This is a genomic window from Chryseobacterium metallicongregator, assembly GCF_031324065.1.
GTDB classification, from domain to species: Bacteria; Bacteroidota; Bacteroidia; order Flavobacteriales; family Weeksellaceae; genus Chryseobacterium; species Chryseobacterium metallicongregator.
Genome location: NZ_JAVIXS010000022.1, coordinates 17,038 through 36,693, shown reverse-complemented (window position 1 = coordinate 36,693; position 19,656 = coordinate 17,038). Strand labels below are relative to the sequence as shown.

Below are 19,656 nucleotides of genomic sequence, written 5' to 3'. Positions count from 1 at the left end.
ACCATTACCATGGCCAGAACAATCAATAAAAAAACATTAGTAACACTGAAAGCCGCTTTTGCTGCTTTCGGTGTTTACTTCTGCATGTATGGTTTCAGAAAACCTTTTACCGTAGCTTCTTTCGAGGAACTTTCTTATTTTGGGGTAGATTATAAAATTCTGATTATCATTGCCCAGGCTGTAGGCTATTTTATTTCAAAATTCATTGGGATCAAATTTATTTCCGAACTGAAACCTCAGAAAAGACTCACTTATCTGTTTGTTTTCATTGGCATTGCAGAACTTGCATTATTAGGATTTGCAGCTGTTCCTGCTCCTTATAATATTCTGTTTATGTTGATCAATGGTATTCCGTTGGGAATGATCTGGGGAATTGTTTTCTCTTATATTGAAGGACGAAAAACCACAGAAATCATCGGACTATTTTTATGTTCAAGCTTTGTAGTGTCTTCAGGTTTTACAAAATCGGCAGGAAAATTTCTGATGGATACTTTCTCGGTTTCAGAATTCTGGATGCCTTTTTCAGCCGGACTTATTTTCATAATTCCATTGATTCTTTTCGGGCTATTGCTTGAAAGAATCCCCCAACCTTCGGACGAAGATATTTTACTTAAAAACAAGAGACAACCGTTGAATGGATCAGAAAGAAAAGCTTTGATTCAGCAGTTTTTTGTTCCGATCGTATGTATCATCTTTTTATATATCAGTTTAACGGTTTTAAGAGACTTCAGAGATAATTTCAACCGAGAGATCTGGGACGGACTGCATTTTAGTTTTGACAGCTCTATTTTCACCTTAACGGAAATACCTATCGCCGTAATGGTTCTGGTGATTTTAAGCTTTATGGTAAAAGTAAAAAACAATAAAAAGGCATTTGCCTATTATCATTATATCCTTTTTGCAGGCATTCTTACGGTAGGACTTTCTACGTATCTGTTTCAGCAAGGTTCTCTATCGCCTTTTTTATGGATGACAATTTCCGGCTTCGGAATGTACATCTGTTATATTCCTTTTAATGGAATTTATTTTGATCGGATGATTGCCGCTTTTGAGATCAAAGGAAATGTAGGTTTTCTGATCTATATTGTGGATTCTTTCGGGTATCTGGGAAGCGTTCTGGTTCTATTGTACAAAAACTTCGGATCAGCTCAGACCTCGTGGCTTACTTTTTATATCAATTTAAATTACATTATAACAATAACGGTTTTAATTCTTTCTGTGGTTGCTTTTCTGGCTTTCAGGAACAAATCAAAGCCGAAATCAAACTCAAACTCTAATCAATTCATCAATTTCGATACGTCGAAAATTTTATAAATTATAGTACAATGACAACAAAATTTGATTTACTCGTTGTAGGAGGTGGAATTTTAGGAACATTCCATGCTTATCATGCGCTGAAGAAAAATCTTAAAGTAGCTTTACTGGAAAGAAACTCGGTTCCTCAAGGTGCTACGGTAAGAAATTTCGGACAGGTGGTACCTTCCGGAATGGATCTTAAGTGGCAGAATTTCGGAAGAGAAAGTCTGGCCATATACAATGAACTTCATGATCAGGCAGATCTTACTATCAGACAAAACGGTTCGGTATATATTGCTTCCAATGATGAAGAGCTTCAGTTGATTGAAGAACTTTATGAAATCAACAGAAACAATGATTATGAATCTGTTTTATTATCCAAAAATGACTGCATCAAGAAATTTGATGGACTTCGTTCAGACTATTGCAAAGGAGGTTTGTTTTTTCCACAGGAACTTTCCGTAGATTCTGCAGATATGATTGTAAAGCTTCACAAGCTGCTTCAGGAAAAAATGGGACTGCAGATTTTCTACAATACAACGGTTCTTGAAACCCATGAAGATGATCTGAAATGTATAGCTATTACTGCAGATGGAACAGAATTCAATGCTTCCAAAATCATCATCTGCGGTGGACACGAGTTTAAAACTTTATATCCTAAAGTATTCAATGACAGCGATCTTGAGGTGAGTAAACTTCAGATGCTTCAGACCAAACCTCAAGGAATCTATTCTCTTCAGGGAAATATCCTTACAGGGCTTTCTGTGAGAAGGTATGAATCTTTCAGCGAATGTTCTTCTTTTCAGAAAATCAAGGCTTTAGAAGACCCCAACTCATTTGAAAAGAAATACGGAGTTCATATTTTATTCAAACAGGCTCTTGATGGTTCTATCATCATAGGAGATTCTCACGAATATGCAGATGCTAAAAACGCAGATGATTTGGGATATGATCTTAATATGGAGATTGATGAATTCATGATTCATGAGGCAAAAAAAATTATTGATCTTCCCACCTATGAAATTCAGAGACGATGGTTCGGAATCTATTCTCAATGCAAAACGAAAGATATTTTTGAGCACAGCCCATCTGCCAATATTCATATTGTAACAGGGATCGGAGGAAAAGGGATGACCGGAAGCGGTGGCTTTTCCAAATTTAATATTGAAAAAATATACGCATAACATTGACATGAAAAATATAGAATTACTCGTTCTGGATATGGCCGGAACAACAATTGATGAGGATAATGTAGTTTACAAAACGCTTACTAGTGCCGTGAATGATTATGGCTACAATGTAAGCCTGGAAAAAGTATTATCCAGCTGTGCCGGAATGGAAAAACTGGAAGCCATTACCAGTCTTTTAAAGGAAATCAATGGGAACGAAGAAGATGCTCCTGCTATTTTTGAGAATTTTTCTGATCAACTGAAAGAATCTTATCAAAATCTGGATGTAAAACCTATTAACGGAGCAGAAGGTTTCTTATTGAATATGAAAGCTCAAAACAAGAAAATCGTTTTGAATACAGGCTATACCTCAGAAATCGCCCATCAGCTTTTAGATAAACTCAACTGGAAAGAAAATATTCATTTTGATGCTTTGATTACTGCTGATGATGTTTCAGAAAGCCGCCCAAGCCCTGAAATGATCCAACTTGCGATGAAGAAATTCAATATTACTGAAGCAAGTAAAGTTTTAAAGGCTGGTGATTCTGTTATTGATATTGAAGAGGGAAAAAATGCAGGTTGCGGATTAACAGTAGCCGTACTTTCCGGAGCTCAAACCCAGTCAGAGCTTGAAAAAGCATCTCCGGATTATATTCTGAATACCATTTCTGAAGCTGAAGGTATTCTTTAATCCATTTTTTCAGATTATTTTTAAATACTTCTTGACACAAATGTTTTCATGGTTTTTCCATTGGAAATGTTTGTGTTTTTACCATCCCGTCAAATTTTCAATTTGACACCCGGGAATATCGTACGTTCGATTTAATATTTGTCAAAACCGAAGATTTTCGGATGCTTTTGTGAGCTTTATTTATATTCGCAAAGCCTAGAACTTAAAATAAATAGAGTCATTTTCTTTTGTGACTTTTGTGGTTAGTATTCAGCTTTTTTTGTGAACTTTTTAATTATCAATTAATTAACTTTCTGTTCATAAAAATTTACAAATAGTAAACTAATTTTACGATAGTTAAAAATAAATTACTATTTGTAAACTTTTGTAATTCTAAAACCTTATTTCCCCATGAAAACAAAACTATTCTCAATGGCTGTTGTAATGAGCTGTTTCCTTGGAGCTCAGACTAAAAAAGTCCTTTTTATCGGTATTGACGGATGCCGTGCAGATGTTATGATGTCTACCCCAACTCCTAACATCCAAAACCTTATCAGTCAGTCAATTTACTCTATTGACGGGCTTTGCGCCGCCACTACCTGGAGCGGAAACGGATGGAGCACCATGCTTACCGGTGTATGGCATACCAAACACAATGTTCAGGACAATAACTTTACCAGCCCGAACTATGTTAATTATCCTGATTTTTTAACAAGAGCAGAGACTTATAATCCAGCTTTAAGAACTATTTCTCTGGCTCATTGGTCACCTATCAACGACAAGATTATCCAAACGGCTGATGTAAAAACCAATCTGGCAACGGATCTTGCTGTAAAAAATGCTGCTGTTACAGCTTTACAGAATGACAATCCGGATATTCTCTTTGTAGATTTCGATGATGTAGACCATGCCGGACATTCTTATGGATTCTCATCCACTGTTTCTCAATATGTAAATTCTATTAAGACTACAGATTCTTATATCGGAGAAATTGTGACTGCTATGAAAAACAGACCTTCTTATAATAATGAAGACTGGCTGGTAGTATTGACTACAGATCACGGAGCTATTGAAAGTTCTCATGGAGGCGGAAATCTTACAGAAAGAAATATTTTTACGGTGTACTCCAATCCTGGATTTACCCCACAACAGATCAGTAAAACCATTCTGGAATCCAATAAAACATTCAATCAGCTGAATTTCCCTGCCGGAACTTATGCAAAACCAGCCAATCAGACTTCTTTTAATTTTGGAGCGAATCAGGATTTTACCATTGAATTTTGGGTGAAACCGAATGCTGCTTACTCCAGTGATCCGGTGATGATCAGTAATAAAAACTGGGCTAACGGGAAAAATAAAGGATTTGTATTCTCAGGATATTCCGGCCAGACTTTCAAGATGAATATTGGAGACGGAACGAACAGGATTGACCTTGTAGGCGGAAAAGTGGAAACGAATAAGTGGAAACATATTGCGGCAAGCTTTGACAGAGATGGTCTTGTAACCCTGTACGAAGATGGTGTTCCGGTAACTTTTGCTAAAATGAATACGATCGGAAATATTGATTCCGGTCTTCCTTTGAGCTTAAACCAGGATGGAACCAATGCTTACGGAATTAATCTGGCGGCTTCTTATAAAGATGTAAGAATCTGGAAATCGGCTCTTCCCAATGATGTCATCGTGAATTGGGCTAACCAGGATATTACAACTTCGCATCCTTATTATTCTCAATTATTAGCCAATTGGAAATGTAATGGAACTTCAGGCAATATGGTGACAGACTCTGGTCCAAACGCCAACAATATGACTGTGACAGGATCTCCTAGTTATAATGCAGGTACAGTTAATAATTTTAGGATCTATGATTATACCTCAACAACGAGAGAAACAGACCACTTCCCTACGGTACTGAACTGGCTTTGTATTCCGGTGCAGTCTTCATGGGGAATAGATGGAGTGAATAGAATCCCGGCATGTTCCAAAGAAATATTATCAGCAAAAGAGACGAAGGTAATCGCTGAAGATTTTAAAATGTATCCGAATCCTGTTTCAACATTCATTGGAATCCAGTATCAATCTGAGGATAAGGAAATTAAAGCAGAAATCATAGACAGTAAAGGATCAAATGTTTTAACAATACATCTAAAGTCTTCAAGAGGTTTTTACGATGAAAAAATCAATATCGGAAATCTTCCGGCTGGTGTGTATTTCATTAAAATCAACGGAAGCAAAAAAGCACTGACCAAGACATTCATCAAGAAATAAAACAGTAAAGCAATTAGATTTAAATTTGATATTAGAACAAGGATATTCCTATCCGAGTTCTAATATTTTTTTTGTTTATATACTGAAAATCAACTCCATTCTGACATCTGCACGGTCGTAATCAGCATGACCGATAGGTGTATGGATAAAGCCAAGCTTTTCATACAACTTAATAGCCGGAACCAAAATAGAATTGGTAACTAAAAACACTTTTTCTGCATTTAATTCTTTCGCTTTTTCCACTAAAGCATCTCCCAGCAGATATCCTAATTTTTTTCCTTGTGCTTTAGGACTTACCGCCATCTTTGACAGCTCAAAAGTAAGAGGGTTATCCTCCGTTTTTACCAATGCGCAGGTTCCTACAACTTCTCCATCCAGCAAAGCAAAGGCTATATGTCCGCCTTTATTTAAAATTTCCTCTTCGGGATGATCCAGAAGCTTGTAATCTCCTGCTTCCATCACAAAAAACGTTTTGATCCATTCCTCATTCAAAGCTTTGAAAGCTTCTTTATACTGAGGTTCATAGGTTACAATTTTTACTTCATTCTTACTATCATTCATCGCTATAAGGTTTATTAAATTCTGTTTTTTATCATTTTTCCCAGCTTTTCCAGGTCACTTTCCACTCTGTCTGTCCATTCTAATGCATAATTTAAGCGCATACAGTTCTGATACTGATTATATTGTGAAAAGATTCTTCCCGGGGCAAAGTTTACTTTCTGACTGACAGCCAAATCATAAAGATCTTCCGTACAGATTCTCTTATCCAGTTCCAGCCAGAGCATAAAACCGCCTTTGGGTTCTGATATTTTTGTATTATCAGGAAAATATTCAATCACCGATTTCTGGATCTGAAGGTAGTTGGCATACAATTTCTTTCTGAACATTCTCAGGTGATGATCATAACGTCCATGAGCAAGGAAATCCGCAATCACATCTGAAAATAAAGAAGGTCCGCTCACCGTCTGAACCAATTTTTGGCGAATAATTTTCTCTTTAAATTTTCCCGGTGCTACCCATCCTACTCTAAATCCTGGAGCCAGCGTTTTGGAAACCGAGCCTACCCACATCACAATTCCTGCTTCATCATAAAACTTACAAGGCTTCGGTCTTCCTGCTCCGAAATAAATGTTTCCGTAGACATCATCTTCCACCAAGGGAACATTGTGTTCGGTAAGCATTTTAACCAGCTCTTTTTTGTTCTCGTCCGGCATCTGAAATCCCAACGGATTATTATAATTTACCACAAAACAACATGCAGACAGCTTGGGAAGCACTTTCTTCAGAGCATCCAGATCCACTCCTGTAATAGGATGCGTAGGAATTTCAACTGCCTTCAGTCCCAATAATTGAATGGCCTGAAGAATTCCGAAATACACAGGGCTTTCTACTGCTACTGAATCTCCTGGTTGTGTCACGGCCATTAAACAATTATAAACAGCATTCATCGCTCCGGAAGTAATGACCAGATCATCTTCTGTAATTTTCCCCTCCATAACCATGGACCACTTGGCTATTTCCCGGCGCAGCACTTCGCTTCCCTGCACAGGTTCGTAATTGGTACCGCTGTCACTTTTCCTTTTCATCACATCAATCATACATTTCTTCATTTTGGCAACCGGAAGGAGACTTTTCCCGGGAATTCCAAGGGCAAACTGTGTGACATCTGTCCCTCCGATACTCCCGAACACCTTGTCAATCAAATCCTGAGGGGTATTTTTACCTTCTGAAACCTTTATCTGTGTCACAGAAGGAAGCGCCAGTTTTCGCTGGGAGGTCTGGCTTACATAATATCCATATTTCGGGCGTGATTCTACCAGCGAACGGCTTTCGAGTTCCATATACGCTTGTTTTATGGTATTCAGACTTACATTGTATAATTTCTGGGCACTTCTCAATGAAGGCAGCCTGTCTCCAAACTGCAGGGTTTCGCTTTTAATCTGCTCTGTGACAGAATTGGCTATTTTAAGGTACAGAACATCTTTAGACATAGGATCTGGGTTTTAAGTAAATGTACAATTTTATCCTGTTTTTATTCAGGATTCAACCAACTGATCATACTGTTGATACTGCTTTTTAATTGTTCCGGATCCTTAAAATTGGGTGTATTATTATTTTTGCAATATCTTTCAGCACGGGAATAAAAATTCCTTTTTTCTGATTCCGTCATTCTGTTTTTATCATAGATTTTAAAAGATATTTCATCCTTTTCATTGATGATAAGACTGGCAAAAGCAACAGTTTCTTTTCCGTTTTTAGCCAAAAGAAAAGGAAGTCCGAAATTCTGATCTGCTTGCTTCAAATTCTGCGTTTGCAGAAAAATGTTTTTCAGCTCCAACATATCTGATACATAAGCCTCAGCATATTGAAACTGTTTCTGATGTTGAGTGATTGTGTCCATATTTTCTTCTTTAGCTAAACAAAATTATGGAGTATTTAATTTTGGATACAGATACAGAACTATACAATATTATGGATACAGGTTTTTTTATTTGGTCTTTTTACCCTCGCTGATAAAGCAGATTTCGCAGATTTTCTCTTCATACAATTGATAAGCATAGAAATAAAAAACAGGCTGCTTCTTCCGAAACAGCCTGTTTGCAACTATTTAAAGTTTCATGGTTATTGTTCTGCTTTTTTAAGGGCTTCTTTGATTCCTTCCAGTCCGTCTCCAAATTGGGCAAGCAGTGCTACAATCTGCGACATTCTATCACTCTCACCCAGTCCTTTCAGGGTTTTATTTTTAACAAAGGTTTTCTTTATTTCATTCCAGCGTTCGGTTTCTTCTTCTGAAAGAACCCCTATCAGTTCTTTCATTTTCAACATATTGGCTTCTGCTCCGGTTGTCAGCGTCTGAGATTCATTTTGATAATGATTCAGCACAATCTGAATGACTTCATTATCTTTCAGGATCGGTTGTATCTGTGCAATCAGCTTATTCATATTACGGTAAGATCCCTGCAGCTTGAATGGTGGTTCATTTCGGTAATCGTCTGACATGGCTGCGGATGCGATATATTCTTTATTCACCTTCAACACCATATTTCTCACTCTGATTGTGTTTTTCAGTACTGTTCTGAAATCTGATATTTCACTGGAGCTAAAATTTCCTTTCAGGTTATCGGCAGGATTATCTGTAATTACACAATCATAGAGTTCATATAGATTTTCCATTCCCGGATTGGTCAGCCTGGTCAGGTATTCATTAGACATTAAAGCATTTTCAATAAGACTCAGGTCAAAAAGGTCTGTTTTCGATCCGGATATTTCTCCCAGATTGTAAGTATCTGAACGGTTGGCCAGCATGTCCGGGATTTTAAACTTTTCTCCACTCTCCGTGTATGGATTTCCGGCCATGACAAGGCAAAATCTCTTGGATCGTAGATCATAAGTTTTACTTTCTCCATTGTAGATTCCTTCAATCTTTCTCTGTCCGTCTGCAAGAGAGATGAATTTCTGTAAAAATTCCGGATTACAATGCTGAATATCATCAAGATAAAGCATAACATTGTCTCCCATTTCCAGAGCAAGATTCAGTTTTTCAAGCTCCTGTCTGGCCCCTGCATTTCTGGCTTCAGAAGGGTCCGTTGATACAATATCGTATCCTAAAGATGGTCCGTTAATCTTCATAAATACCAACCCCATTCTTTCTGCCATATATTCCATCAGGGTTGTTTTTCCGTATCCGGGTGGAGATACCAGAAGTAGCATTCCCATTCTGTCTGTTCTTTTATCTGAACCTGCTGTTCCCAATTGTTTCGAAAGGTTGGCTCCGATGAGAGGAAAATAGACATCATTGATCAGTTTATTTCTTACAAATGAGCTTAAAATCTGAGGTTTGAAAGTATCTAATTTCAGTGCTTTTTTCTTTTTATCTACCCAACTATATTTCAATTCCTGAAGACGTTTGTATTTCGGAACGGTAACGGTATTAAAGTGACTCAGTCGGGATACAAATTCAAAGTAGTTAAGATGATATTCCGTGTCTTTTTCAAGAGACTTCAGCTCTTTTATGGCGACTTCATAAGCAATATGTTTGATATTTTTCGGATCAAACTTTTGAGTAATGATAAATGCTGCAGCTTCCTGTATGATATTTTCATCAGCCTCCGGATCAAATGCCTGTAATGCGCTTTCGGCAATGTAATAACATGCTGAAGGATACTGATACATAGCCTGTATCTGAGTAATAAACTCCAGGTCTTTTCCTTTTTCTTTCAGTTCTTTCATGAACAATTCATACAAAGCAGCAGCTTTTTCTGAGATCAGCGGGCTTTCTTTATCTTCTTTTTTCAGATATATGGCAGCATTGATATAATCCGTCTCCAGAAAAATACCATGCGCTGATGCAAAAGATTTCATTTCTTCCGAAAGTTCTCTGCTCAGATATTCAAATCCCTGTTTTACAGTGAATGATTGAGCAATAATAGCTGCTGCCTCAAACTGTTTGGTATAGTATTCTTTTCTTTCACTTTCAAGGAAAAACCAGAAAATCTGGGCTAAAGCTCTCTCCCGTGCTGTAAACCTCATCAGTCCCAGTTCATTATGGACTTGCTGAAGTTTCAAAACAATAGTTTCAGCATCTTTATCATGAATTCCTTTTACCAGTCCTTCTCCGAAATGCTCTGCTGTAAACTGCTGCACTGCCATTTCGTTTTCAATCTCTGAGGTTATTTCCTTGTGAGCTGAAAATACATTCCAGGCAAGGTATTCAAATCTTTTTACCTTGTTGTTTTCTGAAACAAATTCCTGGTTCCAGACTTCTTTGAATTCGTCTGCCGTAAAGTTCAATGGTTCATAAAAACTTGTTCCGGTAAGGTGATAATAATATTGAGCATTTCTCAGTACCAGCGTAAGATCCAGCTTCTGCTGATTGACTGCAAATTTATAATCCCCCAATGCAATGACGCTTTCTCCGTCTGCATAGATCTCTTTCTTATCTTTCAGTTTCCTTACGGTTTCCTGTTGCAATGTTTTTAGCAGAGTCTGAATCTCTTCCGATTTTGCTGAATCTTCCCATTCTGCAAGTTGTCTGGAGAGATCTCTCAATTTTTCAACCATCAGATCTGCAGCAAAATAGCCATTAATCTCATTTTCTGAGTCAAAAGATTCTGCTTTGGTCTGTACCGATTTCAGGATTCTCTGCGCAGCATCAAAAAGATTCTGAGTTCTTTTATTTCTTGCTTCGGTAAGCTGTACCCTTTTATTCTGGAAATGTCCGTAAACCTCTTCTCTTTTGGTTCCTATCTGCTGAATAAACTCTTCGAAATCAATAAATTTCGTTTCCATTTCTTCCAACTGAATAGAGAGTTTGGTCAGATATTCATCACATTTCTCAGGAGTTTGTGAAAGTTCCAGAAAATTAATCACAGACTGGTCAAATAGGGTAATCTGAGCCTGAAAATCTGAAGCCAGTTCTTTTCCTGAAATTTCTCTTTTTCTTTTGCTGAGCTCAAGCCTTTCCTGATTCAGTCTTGCAAAGATTAAAGAGATGTTTTCAATAATCTGGGTAGACTGGGAGGTGTCTTCAATTTTAAGGTTATTGACAATATCCACCAACAATTCCAGTTGTCCTGAAAGAGTATTGATATTTTCTTCAATTGTTTTGGCATCGATAGCTTTCTGGAGTCCAATAATATCTTCGGAAATCTGCTGTGCTCTTTCTTCGTATGGCAATAATGCCCCTTCCTGAAGCAGAAATTCCACACAGGCATTTGAAAGTTCTGTATAACGACCTGCAAGAGATTTTTCCAATCTATCCAGCAAAGCTGTGTCTGCATATTTAAGCTCTCTTGCTCCTGTCACTTCTCCTCTTAATGTTCTGATCTGAGAAAGAGCATCAATATATTCTGTAAGCTGAGAATAGTGAAGCCTTTTGGTATCATCAAGAATTTTATCACAGGATAATTTTATTTTTTCTAAAGTTTCCTCTGTATTCTTCCTTTGTTCTACTACTTTTTCGTACTCATTGATGGCCGAATGCGCAATCGCTCTGATCTCTTTTAATGGCATATCCAGCTTCTGAACTTCTTCTTCCCCAAGAAAATAGTAAGTATCAAGAATAAAGGTTGAGAGCTTTACAATATCATCATACAAACCACTGTAAGAATCTTTTTTATTCAGAAGGGTTATCAGCTCCTGACTCTCAGCCATTACTCTTACAATATCCTTATTTCCTATTTTGTAAAGTAAACTGTCTGCTTTTTCCATATTGGGCAACAATTCTTTGGAAAAAGGAGTCTGCCAGATCTGAGACAGATGATGTTTTGTGGTTTCGATGCTTTCTCTGAGATAAATGAGTTTCCCGTCATTAAGAAATGTAAAACCGCTGCATCGTATCGGGGTTTCTATAGTCTGAGTGATGATATTATAGGAGATCAGCTGATAATTGTTGGTCTTATCATCGTAGAAAACGTATAAAAAATTCTCTCCGTTGGGTTCTGCAATAGTTTTCAGGTAATAAAGCCTGTTCTGATCCTGAGAGATCACTTTTAATCCTCCGGTCTGAAGAGCATATCCGTTTGAAAATAATACACCTTGATTTTCGGGAAGCAAAAGTCCTGAATATTTAAGGGCATCTGCCCTGGAAACGGTTTTTTCTTTGTGATTATAAATGAAATAGCGTTCCGTTTCCTGGTAAGGCTTTATTTTAAACAAAACAAGATTATCCAGATCACAGAAATGAATCTCTGCATCATCCAGATTCTGATCTTTATGAATTACATCTTCAGAGTAAATTCCTTTTCCACTATCTGTATTGTCTTCTACTTTGATGGTGATATCTCCACCGATGCTTTCTACAAAAACTTTATCTGCTAAAGAAATATGAGGATGTTTTCCCGACCTTTGCATATCTCTGGTTGCCTTTGTCCATACAAAGCCATGCTGCTGAGGATATGAGGTTTCGGAGGCACTTCTTGAGTCTACATAGACCAGTTGATTCTCTTTGATCAACCATTTAAAAGCTTTGATATCTGTGGTACTTTCTGACAGCTGAAAAACCATATAAAGATAGTTTTCCGTGAAGGTAAATCTGGCAAAGAAAGTATTTCTGTAATATTTGTAAAGATTTCTGAACTCATCGATGAAAACGTCATCATTGATGAGGGTCTGATCCTGAGGTTCAAACCGGTCATTATTGATTTTATATATTGAAAAAACGTCCGAAATATTGATTTCCGTCTGAAGTCCCAGGTGTGCATTAGATCCAAAAATCAGAAGATCACCCAGTGAATAGATATCTTTGGCAATACAGCTGTGATCCGTCGAAATTCTTTCATTGGCAATGAGAGAGAAATCTACTCCGCCAAATATATTTTTACGGCTTTCATTAAGCTGCTGAAGTCTCTGAACTAAGTCATTCTTCTGCTCATTTAAACGGTTCTGAATAATTTCGTAAGTTCCGGAATTAAGTTGTTCTGACATCGTTTTTATTTAGGTTGTCATGACTGCTGTAGAACAGCTGGTCTTTGTATAACTTGTGGTACTTTGAAAATTTTTTTGATATAAACCTTATAGGCTTTGGAAACCTATAAGGTTTGAAGCTTAGAGTTTCTTAAAGCATCTAAAGCATTCCTGCATTAAACATGGTTGTTATTCACCGGTTTGTGCTCCACCCCCAGGTGTTTAGCCATGTCTAGTGCTCTTTCCAGAATTCCTTTTTCCTGTTGATTGGCAACGCCGTTCAATTTAAAGATCAGGGAAGCAATGCTCATATTTTTGATGTCGTCAGAAGAGATTTTATATTTATCCACCATTCCCATCACTTTTCCAATGATGTTTTCTCCGTCACCCAGAAGGTTTTCTTTTACAATCTGTGCGTTTTCACTGTGGCTGATGAATTTATCTAATCCTTTTCCAGCAGAAACTTGTCTGATAACGTTATCGAAGAATGTATTATCACCTCCTACGATATCAATTTTTGCAGATTTGAAGGCTTCTGCGAGTACCATAGACTGTGCTTCTGCAATATCTTTCTGAATAGCAATCTGAGCCAATTCAACATCTTTTTCTTTGGCAAGCTGAAGACGGAATTCTTCGTGATCTTTTCCGGCATCATTCAGTTTCTTCATCGCTTCTGCTTTCTCTGTAATTCCTGCTGCTTCTGCCAATGCTTTTTCTTTGATAACTTCTGCCTGAGCAATTCCTTCTTTTTTGTTAGCATCTGCTTTTTTCTCAATCACTGTAGCTTCTGCAACCCCTTGTCTTTCCGCAGCATCTGCTTTCGCATGCATTACCTGAGCTTCTGATAATCCTACTGTTGCTTCTTCTTTTGCTTTTGCATCTGCAATAATTTTACGCGCTTCAGCTTCTTTTTCTGCAGCATCTCTTTTCGCCTGTGCTTCAATTACATATTTCTGAGCATCTTTTTCAGCCGCTAATCTGCGGGATTCTGCAGCTCTTGTTTCTTCAATGAGTTTTTTCTCTGCTTCCTGAGTGGCAACAGTAATTTCTACCTGCTTATTTCTTTCTGCCGTTTTGAAAGCTTCAAGATCTTTGATTCCCTGCTGCTCTTCCACTACGGTTTTTTCCATGGTTAAACGCTCGCGGATCGCATCCTGAATACTTTTCTTCTCCAGTTCTATTGCTTTCTCCTTTTCAATCTGAGCCAGGGAAACTATTCTTTCTCTTTCTGTTGCTTCAAGGGCTTTATCTTTTAATACTCTTTCGGTTTCTACCAAATCTGCACGTTCTTTATTTTTAGCAGCAATAACCACCTGACGAAGTTTATTTTCTTCTGCAATCTGTAATTTTTCTTCTGTAGCAATACGCACTGTTTCATATCTCAGACGTTCTTCTTCTTCTACTTTCAGAATTTCTGCATTTTCACGCGCTTTGATATTGGCTACTTCTCTTTTTTGAGATTCTTCTTTTTCTGCCAGCTGTTTTTCAAGTTCCAGAATGGCTTCTCTGGCTTCTACATTTTGTTTTGTAATGGTTTTTTCTTCATCACGACGAACCTGATTGGCTTTAATATTTTGGGTAGCTGTAAGTTCGGTGATCTTTTTAATCCCTTCAGAATCAAGGATATTGTCTTTATCCAGTTTATCAATAGAAGTCTGCTCAAGGTAGTCTATTGCACAGTCATCCAGCACATATCCGTTAAGGTCTGTTCCGATGATATCAAGAATTTCCTGACGGAATTCGCTTCTTGCTTCGTATAATTCTGTAAAATCAAATTTCTTTCCTACTGTTTTAAGAGCTTCTGAAAATTTAGCTTCAAACAATTCTCTTAGTGTCTGGGCATCTGAAGCACGCTGGCAACCAATGGTTTGACCTACATTCACAATATCATCTACTGATTTATTGACACGGATAAAAAATGCTACCTGAATATCTGCTCTCATATTGTCTTTACAGATTAATCCTGCTCTTCCTTCTCTTGAAATCTCCAGTTTTTTTACGGAGATATCCATAGATTCCATACGATGGATAATGGGAATGACAATACCGGCATTAAAGAAGACTTTTGTACCTCCATAACCAGTTCTTAAAATAACGATTCCCTGAACAGTTTTTTTATACATCGATAAAATCCAGAAAATCAATCCGATTGTTGCTACGACGGCAACAATAATTCCAGCAATTAAAGGTAAGTTCATAGTTTTATAAGTTTATAGTTTATATAGATGTGTTTTTTTGTTTTATAAGAATTGGAAGATGATATCCAGGATATAATTCAGCAAGATCAAAAAAATAGTTAGCATGGTTATTAGTTTTTTATTTTAATATCTTATTGATTTCTGTACATAGTAAATCCTTTTTTCGGGGTCCTCATCTACAATCATAACTCGGGTTCCATGTTCAAGTTTACTTCCGTCATTGCTTCTCACCATCAGCGTCATAGGATCGCTTCCGATGAAGACCTCCATCATTCCTATTTTATCATCCTGAATGCTTGACTTTAAGCGTCCTTCTCTCCCTAAAAAGGCATAGGACAATTCTCCTTTATGATTGATCTCTTTAAAAAAGGGATTCAGGGGTTTTAGAATTATTTTGGTTAATAGCATTCCTCCAATCATCATTGGAAAGAGACTCAGTATTCCTGCCCATGTGGGAAGTGGAATGAAATAATTCAGATAAAATGAGCCCAGCCAGGTAATCAGCAATGAAAGTGTTAGAAAGTATGTTACCGGAACGATATCCAGATTCAGAAACTTCAGGAAATGCATCCATGCCGAAGGATCATGATCAGGTGCGTGAAGATGGCCATCCGGAACGTCTATATCTGCATCTGCATCCAGATCGGAATGAATTCCTACATCGATATCCAACCCTGTAAGAATGGTAAAAAGCCAATAGACCACTGAAAGCCCAAGAAGGACGGACAGCACCGTATTCACCGGAGAAAATGCTACATTTAAAAATTCCTGAAAGGTCATATATTAGCCTTTTTTAAGGGTTTCTTTTAATCTGTTTAAAGCTTCTTCAGCTTTTGTATCATTACTGTTTACCATGGCATCTATCTCTTCATCAATGCTTTTTCCTGATTTTGAAAGATCAGAATAAGCTTCCGCAAGGGCTTCCTGCTGTACAACACGATCCTTCAGTTTTTCCAGCATGCTTACCGCACTTCCGGTGTCCATCTGGGTCATCTTCTGATTGATATCTTTTGTGGCTTCACTCACCTGAACTCTTGCTTTCAGGGTTTTCAATTCATTTTCCCATTTGGCAATACCTGATTTCAGATGGTTAATATTACCCTGTAACTTTTCGCAGTCATCATACAGTTTCTCATGCTCTTTCTGAAGAGCTGTTGCATTTTCCAAAGAAGAGGTCTGTTTTTTCAGTGCTTCTTTAGCCAGACGATCTGCTTCTACAGCTTCCACTTCTCCTTTTTCTGCTTTCTGAACAATGACTATGGCTTTATTATAGTAATCATTGGCGGTCTGCTGTTCTGTTTCTGCTTCATTCTTTTTACGTATGGCAAGCGCTTTCAACTGAGCAAGTGCTTCTATACTTTTCCCAAGCTGTTCTTTCATTTCACGGATTCCCTGTTCCGTTAAATTGATTGGGTCTTCAAAGCTGTCGATCACAGAATGGATCTCTGCTTTTCCTATCGTTAACAATCTTTTAAAAATGTTCATTTTAAATATCTTTTGTGAATTACTTACTCATTTCAAGCATTTCTGTTGTAAATTCCCCCACAAGGATTCCTAAAGAGTTGATGGAAGCCATCACTTCGTTTTGTGCCATATTATCGGTTGGGAGTGTATCTCTGAAAATCACCCTCCTTCCGGTTCCGTCCAGTACAAATGCTCCGTGAACGATGTCTCTGTTTTTCTGAAGGAGTCTCAAAAATATTTTTTCGGATGGGTTTTTGATTTCAAAAAGAAACTGCTCCATGATCAGAATAGAATCTGATATTATAAGGATCATGTTTTTTATCCCGTTGGATTCTTTTTCGATGATTAAGATTCTCTGAGCCTCATCTTCCAACGTGATGGTAAACTCATAATCTAACAACCACTCTTTGACCGTTCTGAATATTTGATTTCTCATGATGGCTGGTTTAGTGTTTTATTTTTCGTCTACACAAATATAAAATAAAAATTCCAAAATGCAAATATTATTAGCAATTATTTATTTCAGATTCTCTATCTTTGCAAAAAAGATTAGACAAGATGAGCTTCTTTGGAACTAATATTAAAAAAATAAGACAGGTTAAAGGACTGAGCCAAAAGGCTTTTGCCGATTTATTTGATTTAAACAGAGGAGTGATAAGCTCTTATGAAGAAGGGCGCGCAGAACCTAAGATAGAAACTATATTAAAGGTCGCTAATCATTTTAACCTTAATCTTGATAAATTACTCACCGAAACCTTACAGGTAAACCAATTAGTAAGTGTTTCAGACATTGATCAGCTCATGCTTTTCCCGGAATTAGCTATTCAAAATAGTAAAGAAGCACAGATCGCAACAGAAAAAACCAGCCCAAACGAATCTATTGTGCAAAAAATATTAGCATCTGTTGATCTGATTTATGAATTTACCTCTGAAAAAGCATTACTACCACAATATCAATATGGCGATATTTTATTTTTGAACAAAGCAGATCAGAAAACAGAATCTGTCAATAGCCTTCTCATTTATCAGGATGGAAATCTTTCATATGACATTGATAAGCAAACAATAAACAAACCTCATCCTGGCTATTATAAAATTGTAGGATACGTTTCTATGGGTGAGAAAAATATTTTCACCAGCATTTTTGAAAGACTGGAAAACCTTGAAAAGAAAGCCGGGAGCAGATAAAATAAACAAGTGCATGGCCAGATTATTCTTGTAAAAATTAAAATTATTCCTTTATTCTTTTTATTGTAAAAAACGCAAAAACTAAACTTTTGTGTAGTAGTAATTCTCTCCCATACCTATATTTTTGTTCTTAAAATATAAATAATGGAAGAGCAATACTCCCGAAACAGGCTATATGTAAAAGAAGAGGAGCAGAAGACTATCAAAGATTTTTCTATTTTACTAGCCGGATGCGGTATTGGAAGTAATATAGCAGAATGTGCCTTACGTTTTGGTTTTGAGAACATTACACTTGTGGATGGCGACACCATTGAATTGTCTAATCTGAACAGGCAGAATTATACCTACCAGGATATTTCTTCTTATAAAGCAGAAACTTTATATCATCGGTTGAAAAGCATTAATCCAAATGCCAATATCCGCTTCCACAGTGAGTTTATTACTAAAGACAATGCTGAGAAAATCATTGGAAACCATAATATAGCTATCAATGCCCTTGACTTTTCAACAGAAATCCCAATTATTTTCGATAAGATGTGTCAGGAGAAGAACATCCCTGTTCTGCATCCTTATAATCTGGGCTGGGGAGCGTTGGTTATGGTAATCAGCGAAAGTATGGGATTAGAATCTTTGCAGAAAGATGATGAAACTTTTAATGAACTAAATGTTGTTCAGTACGTTTCCAGCCACATGAGATATTGGGGAAACCCTCAGCAATGGCTTGAAGATGTTGTAGAAAGTTACATTAAAGAAAACAAACAACTTCCTCCGCCGCAATTATCAATCGCTTCATTTCTTGCAGCAGCAAGTTGTGTAAAAATAGCGTTCAATATTGCAACAAATCAACCTGTAAAAAAATTCCCTGAATTTTATTTAACGACTGTCAATTAACTAGTTAGCAGCTATACGCAACCTTTTCATTATACTTTATCATTAGCATATGGCCTCCTCTTTTGGAGGCTATATCGATAAGATCGGTTTCACAAAGGGCTTCAATCCTTACTATCTGATCTTGTACTGATTGTATACTCCCTAACTCTTCGTCAAACCCTGCAATGGTTTCAATAGCATTTTTGATAATCTTAGTAAGGTCTTGAAAGCGATCTCCGGAAATATCAATCCGATCTATATAATTTTCCAGTCTGCTTCCTTCCCTGTATTGAGGATAGTTTTCCAGTCCCATGAATGCAAGCATCCATTCTTTATTATAATTTCCTAAAGTTTTGGCTATCCCAATATAATCAGCAATAAGTTCATCATGAAGGTTATTAGAAGCACAGCCATACCTTTGTAAGGTGTACAAATGAGTACATTCATGCTCAAGTCTTATGGAATAGGAATATGCTTTCCATTCATCTTCTGAAAGCCCCAGATGAGCTGCCTGAATATTACTGTAAGGTTTTGTGCTTACTACTATTATTTTGTCTTTATAAAGCTCCGGAATGGGTAGAATATTTTTGGAAAACTCATTATTCCAGTTGTTTGACGGACGATTTTCTATCCATTCTTTTTTTAAAGCATGAATTCTCTCCCAGTTATTGATTCCGTTTGCAAGAAATGCTCCCATAGAGGAAGGAATTGGCTTTGGATTATTCTTGTAAAGAAGGCTTTGGGCAATGACAACAAAATCCTGACTGTCGTTTATCGAAATCACCGGAATAGTCCCTGAAATGTCCTTGTGTAGTTGAATTGATATTCCTTCAGCATGATTCAAAAATAAATGTGTTTGTAAATTTTTAAAAGAATCTTTTCCTTTCAAAACAGCATTGATATAATCTTCTGTTTTATTTATTTCTGTCTCTATCGGGAAATATAATTGAGGATAAAAGTCTTTTAAGATCTGAAAATGGGACTCATCTGTTTTTTGAAGGTAATATTTCCAGAATTCCACACAGGCATTTTCTTCAGAAGCTACTGTTTTCAATCTCTCTGAAGAAAATTTGTTCTGCAGATAGGTCTCAAGTTTTTCTATATTTCTAAGTACGGACATCTATTCTATTTG

Annotated in this window: 15 protein-coding genes; 6 read left to right on the top strand and 9 right to left on the bottom strand. The window is 37.0% G+C overall.

Going from position 1 to position 19,656, the window contains the following annotated elements:
• The first annotated feature begins 9 nt into the window (after positions 1–9).
• The 4 genes from REB14_RS23695 (at position 10) to REB14_RS23680 (ending at position 5,400) form a co-directional block, all read left to right on the top strand.
• Positions 10–1,314 carry a DUF5690 family protein gene (locus REB14_RS23695; RefSeq protein WP_309523455.1) on the top strand — a complete coding sequence of 435 codons (1,305 nt, stop codon included), beginning with the start codon at positions 10–12 and terminating at the stop codon, positions 1,312–1,314.
• 11 nt (positions 1,315–1,325) lie between these two features.
• Positions 1,326–2,480, top strand: coding sequence for a TIGR03364 family FAD-dependent oxidoreductase (locus REB14_RS23690; protein ID WP_309523454.1), 1,155 nt, complete (start codon positions 1,326–1,328; stop codon positions 2,478–2,480).
• A gap of 7 nt (positions 2,481–2,487) precedes the next feature.
• Positions 2,488–3,156: an HAD-IA family hydrolase gene (locus REB14_RS23685; protein ID WP_309523453.1), complete on the top strand. Its 669-nt coding sequence runs from the start codon at positions 2,488–2,490 to the stop codon at positions 3,154–3,156.
• Between the two features lie 390 nt (positions 3,157–3,546).
• On the top strand, positions 3,547–5,400 hold the full coding sequence (locus REB14_RS23680) for a LamG-like jellyroll fold domain-containing protein (RefSeq protein WP_309523452.1): 1,854 nt from the start codon (positions 3,547–3,549) through the stop codon (positions 5,398–5,400).
• A gap of 75 nt (positions 5,401–5,475) precedes the next feature.
• Here the strand turns inward: REB14_RS23680 and REB14_RS23675 are convergent, their stop codons facing one another.
• From REB14_RS23675 to REB14_RS23640, 8 genes are all read right to left on the bottom strand, one after another.
• Positions 5,476–5,961 (bottom strand): GNAT family N-acetyltransferase, encoded by a 486-nt coding sequence (locus REB14_RS23675; RefSeq protein ID WP_079243623.1) that lies wholly within the window; start codon positions 5,959–5,961, stop codon positions 5,476–5,478.
• A 14-nt stretch (positions 5,962–5,975) separates the two neighbouring features.
• Positions 5,976–7,391 (bottom strand): aminotransferase-like domain-containing protein, encoded by a 1,416-nt coding sequence (locus REB14_RS23670; RefSeq protein WP_079243624.1) that lies wholly within the window; start codon positions 7,389–7,391, stop codon positions 5,976–5,978.
• A 41-nt stretch (positions 7,392–7,432) separates the two neighbouring features.
• Complete coding sequence (locus tag REB14_RS23665; protein WP_079243625.1) at positions 7,433–7,801, bottom strand: hypothetical protein; 369 nt, start codon at positions 7,799–7,801, stop codon at positions 7,433–7,435.
• A gap of 221 nt (positions 7,802–8,022) precedes the next feature.
• On the bottom strand, positions 8,023–12,825 hold the full coding sequence (locus REB14_RS23660) for a DNA repair ATPase (RefSeq protein ID WP_309523451.1): 4,803 nt from the start codon (positions 12,823–12,825) through the stop codon (positions 8,023–8,025).
• Between the two features lie 155 nt (positions 12,826–12,980).
• Positions 12,981–15,002: a flotillin family protein gene (locus tag REB14_RS23655; RefSeq protein WP_034693954.1), complete on the bottom strand. Its 2,022-nt coding sequence runs from the start codon at positions 15,000–15,002 to the stop codon at positions 12,981–12,983.
• Positions 15,003–15,125: 123 nt separating this feature from the next.
• Positions 15,126–15,782, bottom strand: coding sequence for a hypothetical protein (locus REB14_RS23650; protein ID WP_079243627.1), 657 nt, complete (start codon positions 15,780–15,782; stop codon positions 15,126–15,128).
• Between the two features lie 3 nt (positions 15,783–15,785).
• A complete protein-coding gene (locus tag REB14_RS23645) occupies positions 15,786–16,487 on the bottom strand; it encodes a PspA/IM30 family protein (protein WP_309523450.1) in 702 nt (233 codons plus the stop codon).
• A 19-nt stretch (positions 16,488–16,506) separates the two neighbouring features.
• Complete coding sequence (locus REB14_RS23640) at positions 16,507–16,902, bottom strand: type III secretion system chaperone family protein (protein ID WP_079243629.1); 396 nt, start codon at positions 16,900–16,902, stop codon at positions 16,507–16,509.
• Positions 16,903–17,024: 122 nt separating this feature from the next.
• Here REB14_RS23640 and REB14_RS23635 point away from each other — a divergent pair, with 122 nt between their 5' ends.
• Positions 17,025–17,654: a helix-turn-helix domain-containing protein gene (locus REB14_RS23635; protein WP_079243630.1), complete on the top strand. Its 630-nt coding sequence runs from the start codon at positions 17,025–17,027 to the stop codon at positions 17,652–17,654.
• Between the two features lie 144 nt (positions 17,655–17,798).
• The gene (locus REB14_RS23630; protein WP_079243631.1) at positions 17,799–18,545 is read left to right on the top strand and encodes a ThiF family adenylyltransferase; all 747 of its coding nucleotides are present in this window, start codon (positions 17,799–17,801) and stop codon (positions 18,543–18,545) included.
• Positions 18,546–18,549: 4 nt separating this feature from the next.
• Here the strand turns inward: REB14_RS23630 and REB14_RS23625 are convergent, their stop codons facing one another.
• Positions 18,550–19,644: a DUF7005 family protein gene (locus tag REB14_RS23625; RefSeq protein ID WP_309523449.1), complete on the bottom strand. Its 1,095-nt coding sequence runs from the start codon at positions 19,642–19,644 to the stop codon at positions 18,550–18,552.
• Positions 19,645–19,656: the final 12 nt, after the last annotated feature.

Coding starts and splice junctions, on each gene's coding strand:
- REB14_RS23690 (WP_309523454.1), top strand. CDS start 1,326: ATGACAACAAAATTTGATTTACTCGTTGTAGGAGGTGGAATTTTAGGA.
- REB14_RS23675 (WP_079243623.1), bottom strand. CDS start 5,961: ATGAATGATAGTAAGAATGAAGTAAAAATTGTAACCTATGAACCTCAG.
- REB14_RS23695 (WP_309523455.1), top strand. CDS start 10: ATGGCCAGAACAATCAATAAAAAAACATTAGTAACACTGAAAGCCGCT.
- REB14_RS23670 (WP_079243624.1), bottom strand. CDS start 7,391: ATGTCTAAAGATGTTCTGTACCTTAAAATAGCCAATTCTGTCACAGAG.
- REB14_RS23645 (WP_309523450.1), bottom strand. CDS start 16,487: ATGAACATTTTTAAAAGATTGTTAACGATAGGAAAAGCAGAGATCCAT.
- REB14_RS23655 (WP_034693954.1), bottom strand. CDS start 15,002: ATGAACTTACCTTTAATTGCTGGAATTATTGTTGCCGTCGTAGCAACA.
- REB14_RS23660 (WP_309523451.1), bottom strand. CDS start 12,825: ATGTCAGAACAACTTAATTCCGGAACTTACGAAATTATTCAGAACCGT.
- REB14_RS23635 (WP_079243630.1), top strand. CDS start 17,025: ATGAGCTTCTTTGGAACTAATATTAAAAAAATAAGACAGGTTAAAGGA.
- REB14_RS23630 (WP_079243631.1), top strand. CDS start 17,799: ATGGAAGAGCAATACTCCCGAAACAGGCTATATGTAAAAGAAGAGGAG.
- REB14_RS23650 (WP_079243627.1), bottom strand. CDS start 15,782: ATGACCTTTCAGGAATTTTTAAATGTAGCATTTTCTCCGGTGAATACG.
- REB14_RS23625 (WP_309523449.1), bottom strand. CDS start 19,644: ATGTCCGTACTTAGAAATATAGAAAAACTTGAGACCTATCTGCAGAAC.
- REB14_RS23685 (WP_309523453.1), top strand. CDS start 2,488: ATGAAAAATATAGAATTACTCGTTCTGGATATGGCCGGAACAACAATT.
- REB14_RS23665 (WP_079243625.1), bottom strand. CDS start 7,801: ATGGACACAATCACTCAACATCAGAAACAGTTTCAATATGCTGAGGCT.
- REB14_RS23680 (WP_309523452.1), top strand. CDS start 3,547: ATGAAAACAAAACTATTCTCAATGGCTGTTGTAATGAGCTGTTTCCTT.
- REB14_RS23640 (WP_079243629.1), bottom strand. CDS start 16,902: ATGAGAAATCAAATATTCAGAACGGTCAAAGAGTGGTTGTTAGATTAT.